General features: G+C 42.1%; 15 protein-coding genes. 9 read left to right on the forward strand and 6 right to left on the reverse strand.

What is annotated here, in order from left to right; translation table 11 throughout:
* Window positions 1-19 precede the first annotated feature (19 nt).
* The 4 genes from V7654_RS06415 to V7654_RS06430 form a co-directional block, all read right to left on the reverse strand.
* Window positions 20-763 (reverse strand): tryptophan-rich sensory protein, encoded by a 744-nt coding sequence (locus V7654_RS06415; RefSeq protein WP_335429363.1) that lies wholly within the window; start codon window positions 761-763, stop codon window positions 20-22.
* Window positions 764-1010: 247 nt separating this feature from the next.
* On the reverse strand, window positions 1011-1538 hold the full coding sequence (locus V7654_RS06420) for an NAD(P)H-dependent oxidoreductase (protein ID WP_335429365.1): 528 nt from the start codon (window positions 1536-1538) through the stop codon (window positions 1011-1013).
* 133 nt (window positions 1539-1671) lie between these two features.
* Window positions 1672-2106 (reverse strand): MarR family winged helix-turn-helix transcriptional regulator, encoded by a 435-nt coding sequence (locus V7654_RS06425; protein ID WP_335429366.1) that lies wholly within the window; start codon window positions 2104-2106, stop codon window positions 1672-1674.
* A gap of 165 nt (window positions 2107-2271) precedes the next feature.
* Window positions 2272-2637 carry a winged helix-turn-helix transcriptional regulator gene (locus V7654_RS06430; RefSeq protein WP_335429367.1) on the reverse strand — a complete coding sequence of 122 codons (366 nt, stop codon included), beginning with the start codon at window positions 2635-2637 and terminating at the stop codon, window positions 2272-2274.
* Between the two features lie 105 nt (window positions 2638-2742).
* On the opposite strand from V7654_RS06430, the gene V7654_RS06435 reads away from it, so the two are divergent.
* The 3 genes from V7654_RS06435 (at window position 2743) to V7654_RS06445 (ending at window position 5603) form a co-directional block, all read left to right on the forward strand.
* Window positions 2743-3723, forward strand: coding sequence for a zinc-binding dehydrogenase (locus tag V7654_RS06435; protein ID WP_335429368.1), 981 nt, complete (start codon window positions 2743-2745; stop codon window positions 3721-3723).
* A gap of 303 nt (window positions 3724-4026) precedes the next feature.
* Window positions 4027-5016, forward strand: a complete 990-nt coding sequence (locus V7654_RS06440) for an aldo/keto reductase (protein WP_335429369.1) — start codon at window positions 4027-4029, stop codon at window positions 5014-5016.
* A 5-nt stretch (window positions 5017-5021) separates the two neighbouring features.
* Window positions 5022-5603, forward strand: coding sequence for a TetR family transcriptional regulator (locus tag V7654_RS06445; RefSeq protein WP_335429370.1), 582 nt, complete (start codon window positions 5022-5024; stop codon window positions 5601-5603).
* A gap of 58 nt (window positions 5604-5661) precedes the next feature.
* Here the strand turns inward: V7654_RS06445 and V7654_RS06450 are convergent, their stop codons facing one another.
* The gene (locus tag V7654_RS06450) at window positions 5662-5871 is read right to left on the reverse strand and encodes a hypothetical protein (protein ID WP_335429371.1); all 210 of its coding nucleotides are present in this window, start codon (window positions 5869-5871) and stop codon (window positions 5662-5664) included.
* 316 nt (window positions 5872-6187) lie between these two features.
* On the opposite strand from V7654_RS06450, the gene rnjA reads away from it, so the two are divergent.
* The 6 genes from rnjA (at window position 6188) to V7654_RS06480 (ending at window position 11425) form a co-directional block, all read left to right on the forward strand.
* Window positions 6188-7855: a ribonuclease J1 gene (gene rnjA / locus V7654_RS06455; RefSeq protein ID WP_335429372.1), complete on the forward strand. Its 1668-nt coding sequence runs from the start codon at window positions 6188-6190 to the stop codon at window positions 7853-7855.
* Window positions 7856-8106: 251 nt separating this feature from the next.
* Complete coding sequence (locus V7654_RS06460; protein WP_335429373.1) at window positions 8107-8976, forward strand: cation diffusion facilitator family transporter; 870 nt, start codon at window positions 8107-8109, stop codon at window positions 8974-8976.
* 86 nt (window positions 8977-9062) lie between these two features.
* Window positions 9063-9254 carry a hypothetical protein gene (locus V7654_RS06465; protein WP_335429374.1) on the forward strand — a complete coding sequence of 64 codons (192 nt, stop codon included), beginning with the start codon at window positions 9063-9065 and terminating at the stop codon, window positions 9252-9254.
* 290 nt (window positions 9255-9544) lie between these two features.
* Complete coding sequence (locus V7654_RS06470) at window positions 9545-9940, forward strand: VOC family protein (protein WP_335429375.1); 396 nt, start codon at window positions 9545-9547, stop codon at window positions 9938-9940.
* A 24-nt stretch (window positions 9941-9964) separates the two neighbouring features.
* Window positions 9965-10333 carry an MmcQ/YjbR family DNA-binding protein gene (locus V7654_RS06475; RefSeq protein WP_335429376.1) on the forward strand — a complete coding sequence of 123 codons (369 nt, stop codon included), beginning with the start codon at window positions 9965-9967 and terminating at the stop codon, window positions 10331-10333.
* Between the two features lie 141 nt (window positions 10334-10474).
* Window positions 10475-11425 carry a TRM11 family SAM-dependent methyltransferase gene (locus V7654_RS06480; protein WP_438825254.1) on the forward strand — a complete coding sequence of 317 codons (951 nt, stop codon included), beginning with the start codon at window positions 10475-10477 and terminating at the stop codon, window positions 11423-11425.
* Window positions 11426-11515: 90 nt separating this feature from the next.
* Here V7654_RS06480 and V7654_RS06485 read toward each other — a convergent pair whose 3' ends face one another.
* On the reverse strand, window positions 11516-12961 hold the full coding sequence (locus tag V7654_RS06485) for a DEAD/DEAH box helicase (protein ID WP_335429377.1): 1446 nt from the start codon (window positions 12959-12961) through the stop codon (window positions 11516-11518).
* Window positions 12962-13147 lie beyond the last annotated feature (186 nt).

Consider the following 13147-nt stretch of genomic DNA (forward strand, 5'->3'; position numbering starts at 1 on the left):
CCATGCTGCTGGATCAGGCTTACTTTTGATGACTAAAATAGGATTTAATGATGGGTTTATTGATCATGATGACAATAAGGATTACAGCTGCTAAAGAATAGGCAAAATAGCTGACCGAATGATGGCTTTCGGCGTTTTTAACACCAATCCCCACCAGCGCCCAAATGAAAACGAGCGGGTAAATAGGGTCTTCATTTTTTCGTAAAAATGCAGTCGCCAGAATGGCTGCAACAATCAGCATAATAATGGTCCAGACTATATCTGATATGCCCAACCCATCCCAGCCAATAGATTTTAGGTAGTAGCTGATGTTAGCAATGATTGCGACGCTAATCCAGCCAAGGTAAACGGAAAAAGGCACAATCTCCCAAAACGAGGGCTGTTCCTTTTTAATCGTATGGTAAAGGGCAATCAGGGTGAGGAGCAAGCCAAGCATCACCATCACGGTTAATAGGAAGTATTCATAATGCCATAAAAGTATCCATGAGATGTTAAGGACAGAACTCAATACATATAATGGTGTGGCCTTTTTATAAATCGGCAAATCACGTCTGGAAGCGGGAAACTGCATGAAAGTCCAGATGAACAACAGAAAATAAATCAAGCCCCAGATGCCAAACACGTATCCAGCAGGAGTGAACAGCACTTCCAGCTTGTTCGAAATCTCTCCGGTCGTCTGCCCATTGATCGGTAAAATGTTGGCAAGCACGTTGACGGCTACCACTACAGTGGTGGCGATTAAATTTAAAATGAAACGTCCCAACTTTCATGCACCTTCTCTCTAAAAATCCCTTTTAAATAGTTATTCCATAAAAGGGAAATCGATAACATCTATAGGTCCTATTTAGCCTTTAGAATTGGCTGGTAAACAATTCAATGTGCAGGATTAAAGAAGAGGATGTTCAATAGAAGGCGGGTGCGGAAAACGGTTTTTCTTTTTGAAAGGGAATAGGAGGTTGGTTCAATATGAAAAAGTGAGGCTGCCTTATTTTGGTCAGCCTCATCGCAATTTAAAAGTGTTTTAGTATATGGTTTACAAGTTCTTCAGCTGATTCTATAACCTGATCTTCGTTAAGCATCCGTACTCCTTGAATTGTGAAGGATGGAAGAAAACGCATGCCTGTTAGATTGGACATCGCCTGGAACGGCTTTGTCAGTTCACTCATGCTGTATTGGTTATAGCCGCCGGCCTGGTAGGCTGCTTCTGGACCGCCTGTGGAAATGGCCAGCATAAACTCTTTCCCATGTAAGTTTGTTCCTTGTGAACCATATGCCCAGCCATACGCGAGGACAACATCCTGCCATTCTTTTAATAATGAAGGGCTGCTGTACCAGTAGAACGGAAATTGGAAGACAATCCGGTCATGTTGAAGAAGCAGCTGTTGTTCACGTTCTGCGTCAATCTTGCCATCTGGATATGCTGCGTACAATTCATGTACCGTTATTTCGCCTTCTTCTTTGCGAAGCCTTTTTACCCAGGTACTATTGATTGTTGAACCTTCTATGTTTGGATGTGCTGCGATTACTAAAGTTTTCATTTGTGATTACTCCTTTTTGTTTTATTATTTGTACATACAAATGATAGGGTAAAAAAATAACGAATCAATTGTACATATAAATGGGTGAATGGAAAAACAGTTGTACATGCAAATGAGAGGTTAAAAAAAAGAACTATAGTTCTTTTTCCAATTTGACACTCGCTTCGTGAAGCATTTTACTTAAATCCAGGCTGAATTCTCGTCCTAATATCTCTGAATAACTATGGAAAAGCTCTTTTAATGAGAGACGGAACTGTGTGTACACTTTTTCCCCATCTTCAGTCAAAGAGATAAACGTTTGTTTGCCATGGACCTTCCGATTGACAAGCTTTAACTTTTCAAGCTTATCAATGAATCTCGTGCTTGTGGAAGGTGCGATCGATAGTTTGTGGCACAGCTCTTTTTGTGTGATTTCCGGATGGAATTTCACGACCATGATCATATAGAGATATGAAGGCGCAAGATCACCAAAATCGAAGCTCTGTTCAGCCATTTTTGTCATATTTCGCGCAAATCGGCTGGCCGTAAAGTATAAACAATGAATGAGAACTTCTTCTTCTTGGTTCATGATCTTCAATCCCTCGCCTTTTATCATTTGCATATACAAATTAACACAGGTTAAAATGAAATGCAACTATCATTCATAATGATCCTCAATAAAATCATAATGGAACTCGGAATCATCGTGAATAACGCTATTGGTAACGTGTATATTCAATAAAAAGGAGGGCACTTAGGATTTCATAAAATCGATGGAGGTCCAGCATTTGTTCATGCTGATTCCATTCTGTTGAGCATATTGGTCGCCCCATTTGCACATCTCAAATAAGGTGGTCTGTAATTTTTTTCCGAGGTCAATCGTGGCGTATTCCACGCGATGATCTTCATATGAAGTCCATTCGACTAGACCGTGATATTCCAGTTCTCTCAGCTGCTGGGTCAGCATTTTTTGTGTAATGCCAGGCAGTGAGGTTTTAAACTCATTGAAGCGTTTGGTTCCTTCATTCAAGTTCCATAAGATAAGAACCTTCCATTTGCCGCCGATCAGGTCGATGACCAGATCAATCGCGCAATCGTATTGTTCGTATAACAGTTTCATGATTGAATCTTCCAGGTTTCCATATGGTGCCTTGTTATGATGTGGTTCAGTATATATTATAAACCTTGTTAGGTAGAACTAGTTTTCGAAGGAGATGACAAATAGATGAAAGCATTGCTTTTACATGAAAAAGGCCTTTGGAAAGAAATGAAGGTCGAAGAAATTCAAACACCACAGCCAGGTAAAGGTGAATTATTGATTGAGGTTCATGCAGTCGGCTTGAACCCTGTTGATTATAAAACTGCCACCAACGGCAATCCGAATTGGACGTACCCTCATGTCCTTGGGCTTGATGTAGCAGGCGTGGTCGCTGAAACAGGTGATGGTGTCACTCAATGGAAGAAAGGTGACAGAGTAGTATACCATGGCAACCTTACTAAAAAAGGCGGATACGCTGAGTACACAATCGCAATGGCTCATGCTGTCTCCCGCATTCCTGAGGAAATCAGCTTTGAAGATGCCGCCGCAATCCCTACAGCAGGATATACGGCATACCAGGCACTCTACAGAAAGCTTCCTTTAGATCAAATTGAGTCAATCGTCATCCATGGCGGTGCCGGCGGGGTAGGAGGCTTCGGCGTCCAATTGGCCAAGCTTGCTGGTAAAACGGTTATTTCCACAGCGTCCAGTTCCAATCATGAATATGTTAAGTCATTAGGAGCCGACTATGTCATTGATTACACAAATGAAGATGTTGTTGCGCAGGTCATGGAGATTACAGAAGACGTTGGTGTCGACGCAGTGGTTGATGCTGTAAGCAGACAAAGCTCGACAGCTTCACTGGACATGCTTGGCTATATGGGACACATTGTTTATATCTCTGGTCCACCTGAATTCACAAAAATTCCTGGGTTTACAAAAGTACCTTCTTATCATGAAATCGCACTGGGTGCTGCTTATCAACACGGCGGCTTCAAAGCTGAGAAAGACCTTGCAGTTATGGGAGATGCCATGCTCAGCCTGATGGCAGAAGGCAAACTAACCTCCATGCTAAAAGAAGTAATTCAACTCGAGGAGGTTCCTGCAGCATTAGAACGTTTAGCAGAACGCCATGTTAAAGGGAAGATCGTAGCGAAGGTAAAATAAGTACTATATATCAAACAATCCTACTTAATAAATGGGTGGCTTATTTTTTAAATTTAGCTAGGTTCCATGACATCTGAAGTGCTGCCAGCCAGTTAGATTAGCAGGCGAGGACGTTTAGGAATATTTATAAAAAATGACTTGTGGGAACGACTATCACGCCTAAAATTACTTTAATATGGAAACCTTACTTAACGTAGTAAGGTTTTTTTATGCAACAAGTGACAAATATTGAAATTTGTCACTTGTCATTATTCGGTCGATTTGTTAAACTGAATCCATATTGAACTGGAGGTAATGAACCATATGAAATATAGAAAACTTGGACAAACAGATTCAACTATTTCTGCTCTGGGACTTGGCTGCATGGGTATGTCAGACTTATATGGCGCTGCTGATCGAAAAGAAAGCGTCGCTACGATCCATGAAGCAATGGAAAAAGGAGTTACTTTGTTTGATACAGGAGACTTCTATGGTGTCGGGCACAACGAATTATTGCTCCGTGAGGCATTCGAGGGACGTAAGCGCGACCAGGCATTCATCGCTGTCAAATTCGGTGTATTGCGTTCTCCTGATGGCAGCTGGCTTGGCGTGGATAATCGTCCGCAGGCTGTTAAGAATTCACTTGCGTATACATTAAAGCGTTTAGGGGTGGATTACATCGATCTTTACCAGCCAGCACGTGTGGATCCTAATGTGCCGATTGAAGAAACTGTAGGTGCCATTGCTGATATGGTGAAGGCAGGTTACGTAAAAAATATTGGCTTATCTGAGGCAAATGCCGAAACAGTCAGACGTGCACATGCTGTTCATCCAATCAGCTGGCTGCAAATCGAATACTCCCTGTTCAGCCGCGGAATAGAAGCAGAAATCCTGCCAACCTTACGGGAACTGGGTATCTCCCTTTCAGCATATGGAGTCCTTTCACGCGGTCTGTTGAGTGGGAAATGGTCAAAGGATCGCCAGGGCGCACCTGAATTCCGTTCATTCGCTCCACGCTTCATGGGCGAAAATCTGGATAAAAACTTGGCATTAGTAGAATCTTTAAGGGAAGTGGCTGAAAAGAAAGGTACTACTGTGGCAGAGCTTGCTATTGCTTGGGTTCTTTCACGCGGGGAGGATGTCATCCCGTTAATCGGTGCAAGGAAACGCTCGCAGCTGCAGGATGCATTAAGTGCGGTTGACCTTGAATTGAGCCCAGCTGACCTTGAGGAAATCGAAGCTGCTGTTCCCGCTGAAGCAGTAGCTGGAACCCGCTATGCAGCCGAACAAATGGGTATGCTGGGGGTAGAGTAAAGAAGATGTCAGATCAGGCTTTAACAAAGGACGCCATTTTAGATGCAGCGGAACAAGTACTGCGCAGATTTGGCCCTGAAAAAACAAGTGTCGTTGATGTTGCCAGATCCCTGAGTGTCAGTCACGGCACAATCTACCGACATTATCCGAGTAAAGCATCATTGCGCGAGGCTGTAGCGAAAAGATGGCTGCACAGAATTATTACACCATTGGAGACTGTTTTTGAAAAGCAATGCTCTTCGACGGAACGCCTGCATTTTTGGGTGGAAACGCTGATTAGCATTAAACACAATTTAGTAAAAGAAGATCCAGAGCTGTTTTCCATGTACACAACACTTGCAGAAGAATCAGTTGAAGTGATTTCAGCACATATAGAAGACTTAATCGGACAAATCGTACCAATTATTGAAGAAGGCATTGAAAATAAAGAGTTCAAGACAAAGGATGCCAAAGACATGGCAGCTGCGGTTTTTTACGCAACAGCTAAATTCCATCATCCCGCACATGCGAAAGAATGGGCATCACCCACGATCAGTCAGGAATTCGATGTGGTGTGGGACTTGATTCTTACTGGAATATCAAATTAATACTTGAACAGGAAACACCGAATCGAATCAGTTTATTCGGTGTTTTTTTCGTTTGAAATTAAAGAAATCTGCTTAGCGATAAATCACCCCTTGAATACCAATCTCCCGCAACAAGTAAAAAAATAACCTCAACTGGTGAAAAAACGATTCCAACTGGTGAAAAAACCAATTCAACTGGTGAAAAAACGATTCTAACTGGTGAATAATTCAATTCAACTGTTGAAATCATCAATTCGGCTATATAGAAAGCTGAAAATCTGAAAATCACCTTGAAAAATCAAACTGTAACTTACTCAACGGGGAGAAAAATGATTTAAAGAAGGAGAAAAGCTCTCCAACAACCGTTTCAAACAAAGCAAGTTCATGTGCTCTGCTAAAAATTACCTAAAATTCAGCAACTTTTCCCCATTAAAAAACGTCGCATCTACAAACGGTATATCATTATTTGTTGAATTGCCCAAATTGTGATATATTTTAAGGACTTAAACCCCTATTTTCTCCATTAAATTTCCTCACTATTCTTCATTAAAAAGATTCCAGTGGGAATTGATGATACAGGCATAAATATAAACAGGAGCTGAATTATGGAAACGAAACTAAAAAAGGATCTTAAGATTTTCGCCTTGGGCGGACTTGGTGAGATCGGTAAGAACACGTATGTAATTGAATATAAAAATGAAATGGTACTCGTCGATTGCGGAATTAAGTTCCCGGACAATGATTTGCTCGGGATTGATTATGTGCTCGCGGATTACACGTATTTAAAACAGAACCAGGACAAGCTTGTCGGAATTTTTGTTACACATGGACATGAAGACCATATTGGCGGATTGCCATTTTTGCTGCAGGAAGTGAAGGCACCGATTTACGGTGGTGATTTTGCAGTAGAACTAATTAAATCAAAGCTTACAGAGCATAAAATAAAAGGCGTTACGTTCCATCAAATCAACAACGATACCGTGGTGGAGTTCCAGAATATTAAAGTCCGCTTTTTCCGTACGACCCACAGTATCGCGGATTCATTTGGTGTGGTTGTTACTACTCCAGAGGGAAATGTCGTCCACACAGGTGATTTCAAGTTTGATTTGACTCCAGTTGGACAGGGAACTGATTTTCAAAAAATCGCGGAAGTCAGCAGTGAAGGCGTGCTGTGCTTATTATCCGACAGCACAAACGCTGAAGTTCCTGGTTTCTCCGTTTCGGAAAAAAGAGTCGGAGAGGCGATTGAGGATATTTTTCAGACTGTGGATGGCAGGGTTATTTTTGCCACATTTGCGTCGAACATCGACCGCATCCAGCAGGTTGTTAAGTCTTCATTAAAGCATAACCGTAAAATGGCCGTTGTCGGCCGCAGCATGGAAAAAACGATTGAGATTGGCAGACGCCTTGGTTATATCACGGCGCCGGACGAGGCTTTCATCAGCATCAATGAAATCGGACAGGCTCAAAGCAATGAGCTTACCATTATTTGTACGGGAAGCCAGGGGGAACCGATGGCGGCACTTGCAAGAATCGCCAATGGAACACATCGCCAAATTTCAGTCATTCCGGGAGATACGATTGTGTTCTCATCTTCACCGATTCCAGGCAATACGATTAGTGTTAACCGCGTAATAGATAAGCTTCACCGCATCGGTGCTGAAATCATTCACCATAAAATCAGTGAAGTCCATACTTCAGGTCACGGGAAGCAAGAAGAGCAGAAGCTGATGATCAAGTTGTTGAATCCGAAGTATTTCATCCCGATTCACGGAGAGTATCGCATGCTTGATCAGCATGTGAAATTGGCTGAACAATGCGGCATCCCTCGTGAAAATTGCTTTATTTTAGACAATGGAGATGTTCTTGAACTGTCTGCTGACGGCGGCCAGGTCGGCGGAAAAGTCCCTGCTCAGCCTGTTTATGTTGATGGAAGCGGCATCGGAGACATCGGAAACATTGTTTTAAAGGATAGAAGAGTGCTTTCACAGGATGGACTCGTCATTGTCACGATGATGATCGACCGTGAGAAAAACCAGCTTGTCAACAAGCCAACCGTCGTAACAAGAGGGTTCGTCTATGTAAGAGAATCAGGCAACCTTATGAAAAATGTTGAAGAGGTCATTACGGATAAAATCGTTACTGAACTGGCCAGCGGCACGAAAGATTGGTCAAGTCTTAAAAAAGCAGTAATCGACGTAGTTAATCCGTTCTTATATAGCAAGACTGGCAGAAGACCGATGATTTTACCGATTATTATGGAACTAAAATAAAATTTTGGAACACACTAAACATAACTTGTTTGGTGTGTTTTTTGTTTTGTTAACGGTCATGTTGATTTTCTGTTGAATGGAGCGGAAATCAGACAAGTAAAACAGAGTATTGTTTTAAGCTTCTCATTGTTTCCTAAAGGAAACAATTTTGCGCAACTATCACGAACATGGATGAAGGTAAAAAGGTTGCTGTAGACCCACACATATATCGATTGTTAAAATGTTTTAGCAGTTGATTGGAGGATTTAAGCATGGATGAACAACGTTATCAAAATTTGAAATTAGGCGAGCGGGGAGCAATCATCAGCATTGCTGCATACATAATTTTGTCCGCGTTAAAATTGTTTGTCGGATATATCAGTGACTCAGAAGCATTGATGGCCGATGGATTGAATAATACAACAGATATTTTGGCGTCCGTTTCCGTATTAATCGGATTGCGGCTGTCGCAAAAGCCGGCAGATGAAGACCATTTATACGGGCATTGGAAATCAGAAATGGTCGCTTCGATGGTCGCGTCCTTTATTATGATTCTTGTTGGGCTACAGGTGTTATACAGCGCGGTCACTTCGATTTTTGAAGGAGGAAATGAAGCGCCAGATCTCATTTCTGCCTGGACAGGTTTATTTGCTGCACTGGTTATGTACCTTGTCTATCGATACAATCGCAAGCTTGCTCTTAAAATAAAGAGCCATTCCGTTATGGCCGCTGCTAAAGATAATTTGTCTGATTCTTGGGTGAGTATCGGAACCGCAGTCGGTATTATCGGATCACAATTTGGGTTACCTTGGCTGGATCCTGTTACAGCTTTTGTTGTAGGCGTTCTTATTTTAAAAACAGGCTGGGACATTTTCCGTGAAGCTTCGCACCAGCTTACAGACGGATTTGATGTTGCCTTGATCAAGGAATATAAAGAAACTATATGCGATGTTGTTGGCGTAAAAGGAATAAAGGATTTAAAGGCGAGGAGCTATGGCAATAATATCGTCGTCGACATTGTCATCACCGTGAACCCCACCCTGGATATTAGCAGTGCGCATGATATTTCCACGAGAGTTGAGAAAAAATTAGTAGACGAATTTGAAATCTATGATGTTCATGTGCATGTCGAGCCGGATTGAACGGACTAGGAAAAATTATTAATTATTCATGAATGGTTAATGCTATACTTAGGTCTATTCGATTTTGAAGGGTAAGGTAGCTATTCATGAAATTTATCAAATCGCAAATGAAACAATTAATCAAAGAAAATCCAGAACTACAAACCCGCTTAACTAGCTTGATTAAAGAGCATGAACTAGAGAAAAACTTGGCCCTTAAGGCCTTATATCATTCTGAGGTTGCTGAGGGCGGAAAGTATCAGCTCGCGTACCAAGCACTTGACTTGCCCAAGGGGTGAGTCTTTTTTTATGAAAGATTGTTTTCGCAGTGATTGTAATCAGTTCTACTTTTAAAAAAAGAAGGCAACGAACTCTCGTAAGGGCGTTGCCTTTTTGCATAGTAAAAAAACAAATTTTTATATGAAAATTGAATGTTTATTCTGAAAATTACCCTATAATAAAGAGGGACCATCATTGTAACAGAAACTAAAAAGATGTGTTCGCCGTTCAATAAAAAAAGGCCTCATGATATACATAAGTACCAATTTAAACTGAAGCAAAAAAATTAAATTTAATTTAGGAGGTTATCATGGGAAGATTAGTTCATTTCGAAATTCATGTGAGTGATATGGAACGGGCAAAGAAGTTTTATGGTGAGGTATTCGGGTGGTCCTTTCAGGATTGGAGTGACTATGCGGGAATGCCGTACTATGGAGCAGTGACTGGCGATGAGAAAGAACCTGGGATCAATGGTGCTTTGATGCAGCGGAAAGGTAACCCTCCGGAAGCAAATCAAGCTATGAATGGATTTGCATGTACAATGGGAGTGGAAAATTACGATCAAACAGAAGCTAAAATTCTTGAGCATGGAGGCAAGGTCGCACTGCCAAAGCATGCTCTGCCTGGAATGGCGTGGCAAGGTTACTACCTCGACCCGGAAGGCAATATATTCGGAGTTCACCAACCCGATGAGAATGCTAAATAGAATTGCAGTTAGGTGAATAAAATCATGAACTCAAAAGAAACGGCAGGCATGCTTGAAAATGTGCGCAATACCTGTCTTGCTCTGCCTGAAGCTGTAGAAATCATCGACGGTTTCGGTCACAATACATTTAAAATCAATGGAAAATCGTTCGTGATTTCAGGTGAAAGTGCGAAAGGATTCAGCTTGTCTTTCAAGTCAGACCGGGAAACTCAAGCGTTATTGCTACAGAAAGAGTATTTTTTCAAAACCCCATATATAGGTCATCATGGCTGGGTTTCGATTGAAAATCCGGAGTCAGAGAACTGGGATGAGCTGAGTGATCTCATTCAAGAAGCCTATTTGCGTGCTGCACCGAAGCGTTTGGTCAAAAATTGGATTGAGAAGAATAAGTAGTGAAGAAAGGCGGGTAATCTGCCTTTCTTTATTTTTACTATTTTCTTCAACTTCACTATTTTCCTTCCCAGCTGTATCCAGATACTTTTATCATGTAAACTAGTATAGTTATGGAATGGATACAGGAAGGAATGGACCAGTTTGAATTACAATCACCTAGAGCCGCGCTCTTATATATATAATTACGCGTTACCAGATGAAGAAAGAGAGTTATGTGCCCTGGAAATGCGCTCGTTTTTCGGCGTGGATACGGATTCAAGCATTCTTGAAAGTAGGATTAAAATAGACTCGAGCAGAAGCCCGTTCATGAGAGGTCGCCTGGACGTCTGGTTTGAAGGCGAAAAACTAGAGGACCTTATTGAGCAGGTAAAGCAGTTAGAGTTAAATGGCTCTACTTTTAAAGTGATATATGTAAAAGTCACCGGCCCAGATAAAGTTAGTTTTAAAGAGAGACGCCGAATAGAACGTGAAGTTGGCCTGCACATTCCCGGGGAACCGGATTTGAATAATCCTGAGCTTGTGTTTGCCCTGATGAATGCAGGAGGACGCTGGGTATTCGGTGAATATCACAGCAGTGAAGCAGTGTGGCTGCATCACCAGCAGAAGCCTCATAGCTATTCAACGTCACTAAGTACTCGAGTTGCCAGGGCAGTCGCGAATATTGCCGTTCCCGACCCGACAGGAAAAAAGGCGATCGATCCTTGCTGCGGAATTGGAACGGTTGTCGTTGAAGCCCTGTCAATGGGAATAGATATGGTCGCCAGTGATATCAATCCGCTTATCCTCCCAGGGACTCGGGAAAATATCGCTCATTTCGGCTATTCGACGGAAGTGAAATTCAGGGACATCCGTGAAGTGACGGGCCTTTATGATGTGGCGATTATTGATATGCCATATAATCTGTGCTCCGTTATTACGCCAGAAGAGCAGCTCGAGATGCTGCAAAGCACCCGCGAATTCGCGGATAAAGTCGTGATCGTTACGATTGAACCGATTGATTCCATCATCGAAAATGCAGGCTTCAAAATAGCGGACCGTTGTATTGTGAGAAAAGGCACCTTCGAACGCGAAATTATTGTCTGTCAAAAATAGATAAATGAAAAGGACGATTATGGCTGGCATAATCGTCCTTTCTTATGGTTCCTATTAAGTGTGTTTTCACATTGATCTTCAATTCGAGCCCTATTTAATCGCCTTGCTCACTCTAAGCTTCTTTCCTTTAATGGTTGCATCCTCCATCGCCTGGATAACCAACGAGCCTTTTCCATTCAGGATATCCACATATGTCATCGTATCGTGGATGGTGATGATGCCGATATCATCTGCGGTTACTCCAGGGATCTTTGCGATCGTTCCCACGAAGTCTACTGCGCGAAGCTTCTTCTTTTTCCCGCCGCTAAAATGAAGCTTCGTGATTCCCTGGTTGATTCGGGCAGTTTTGTTATTTTTGACGACACGGCGGCCGCCGATTTTTTCTTCGAAAGCAGCCTGGTTGCTGGCAACCTCTTGTTTGCTCGGCGCATCTGCCACAGGAATTTCAAAGCCGATGTATCGTTCGATTGCCTTGATGAATTTCCCTTCATAAGGTGTAGCGAACGTAATCGCTTTTCCTTTGTTGCCAGCGCGACCCGTCCGGCCTGTGCGGTGGACATAGCTTTCTTTTTCCATCGGAACGTCATAGTTGATGACGATCGATACATTATCGACGTCAATTCCCCTTGCGGCAACATCAGTGGCGACAAGATAGCGGAAATTGCCCATTTTAAAACCATTCATCACTGCAAACCGATCTTCCTGCTCTAACCCGCCATGAAGCCTTTCAATCGAATAATTGGCTGCGTCAAGCTGAGCGTAGACGGTGTCGACATTCTCCTTCGTCCTGCAAAAAATAATGCAGCTGTCAGGGTTTTCAACAACTGTAATGTCCTTAAGCAGCGCAATTTTCTCTTCTTCCTTTACTTCAATCAATGAATGTTCAATCGTACTCGTTGTCACACCAGTAGAGGCAATTTGGATTTGAACAGGTTCCTTCATATATTGATGGCAAAGATTTTCGACATCCTTAGGCAGGGTAGCAGAGAATACCATCGTCACTCTGTCCTGTGGAAGTTGTTCGATGATCCATTCAACTTGTTCAATAAACCCCATGTTCAGCATTTCATCTGCTTCATCGATGATTAGATATTTAATTTTGTCCAGAAGGAGCGTTTCTCTTTCGATATGATCAATCACACGGCCAGGGGTGCCAACAACGACATGCGTTTTTTGCTTCAACTCTTCTTTTTGTTTAGAAAACGGTTCTTTCCCATAAACAGCCGCCGCTTTGATCCTTTTAAATCTTCCGATATTCGTGATGTCTTCGCGGACTTGAGCAGCAAGCTCCCTGGTAGGGGTAAGAATCAAAGCCTGCGGCAACTTTTCTTCCCACTCAATCATGTCGCAGATCGGAATCCCGAATGAAGCCGTCTTTCCGCTTCCTGTCTGGGATTTCACGACAAGGTCCTGATTTTGTAATGCTAATGGAATTACTTCTGTTTGAACCTCAGTGGGGTTTTCATATTTAAGCACACTGAGTGCCCGTTTAATTTCATCGCTTAAATTGTAATCCTCAAAACTTTTTTCGCTCATGTATTAACCTCTTTTATTTTTTATTATTCCACTTATATATAGGATTCTCGCAATGAATCATCATATGCATAAACTGAATAGTATTCATTATACTTGAAATGCCGGACTAATGAATTTTAATTTTAAATGTAAGGCTCTGTTAAACAAGGCTGTTGATTTTCGTTCCAGGCGCTTCGCTTTCCGCGG

It is taken from the genome of Bacillus sp. JJ1609 (assembly GCF_036967045.1).
In the GTDB taxonomy this organism is placed as follows: domain Bacteria; phylum Bacillota; class Bacilli; order Bacillales; family Cytobacillaceae; genus Mesobacillus.

Bases quoted from the DNA above. Each gene is read 5' to 3' on its own strand.
- V7654_RS06440 (WP_335429369.1), top strand. From the start codon at position 4,027: ATGAAATATAGAAAACTTGGACAAACAGATTCAACTATTTCTGCTCTG.
- V7654_RS06425 (WP_335429366.1), bottom strand. From the start codon at position 2,106: ATGAACCAAGAAGAAGAAGTTCTCATTCATTGTTTATACTTTACGGCC.
- V7654_RS06470 (WP_335429375.1), top strand. From the start codon at position 9,545: ATGGGAAGATTAGTTCATTTCGAAATTCATGTGAGTGATATGGAACGG.
- rnjA (WP_335429372.1), top strand. From the start codon at position 6,188: ATGGAAACGAAACTAAAAAAGGATCTTAAGATTTTCGCCTTGGGCGGA.
- V7654_RS06475 (WP_335429376.1), top strand. From the start codon at position 9,965: ATGAACTCAAAAGAAACGGCAGGCATGCTTGAAAATGTGCGCAATACC.
- V7654_RS06465 (WP_335429374.1), top strand. From the start codon at position 9,063: ATGAAATTTATCAAATCGCAAATGAAACAATTAATCAAAGAAAATCCA.
- V7654_RS06485 (WP_335429377.1), bottom strand. From the start codon at position 12,961: ATGAGCGAAAAAAGTTTTGAGGATTACAATTTAAGCGATGAAATTAAA.
- V7654_RS06430 (WP_335429367.1), bottom strand. From the start codon at position 2,637: ATGAAACTGTTATACGAACAATACGATTGCGCGATTGATCTGGTCATC.
- V7654_RS06435 (WP_335429368.1), top strand. From the start codon at position 2,743: ATGAAAGCATTGCTTTTACATGAAAAAGGCCTTTGGAAAGAAATGAAG.
- V7654_RS06460 (WP_335429373.1), top strand. From the start codon at position 8,107: ATGGATGAACAACGTTATCAAAATTTGAAATTAGGCGAGCGGGGAGCA.
- V7654_RS06420 (WP_335429365.1), bottom strand. From the start codon at position 1,538: ATGAAAACTTTAGTAATCGCAGCACATCCAAACATAGAAGGTTCAACA.
- V7654_RS06445 (WP_335429370.1), top strand. From the start codon at position 5,022: ATGTCAGATCAGGCTTTAACAAAGGACGCCATTTTAGATGCAGCGGAA.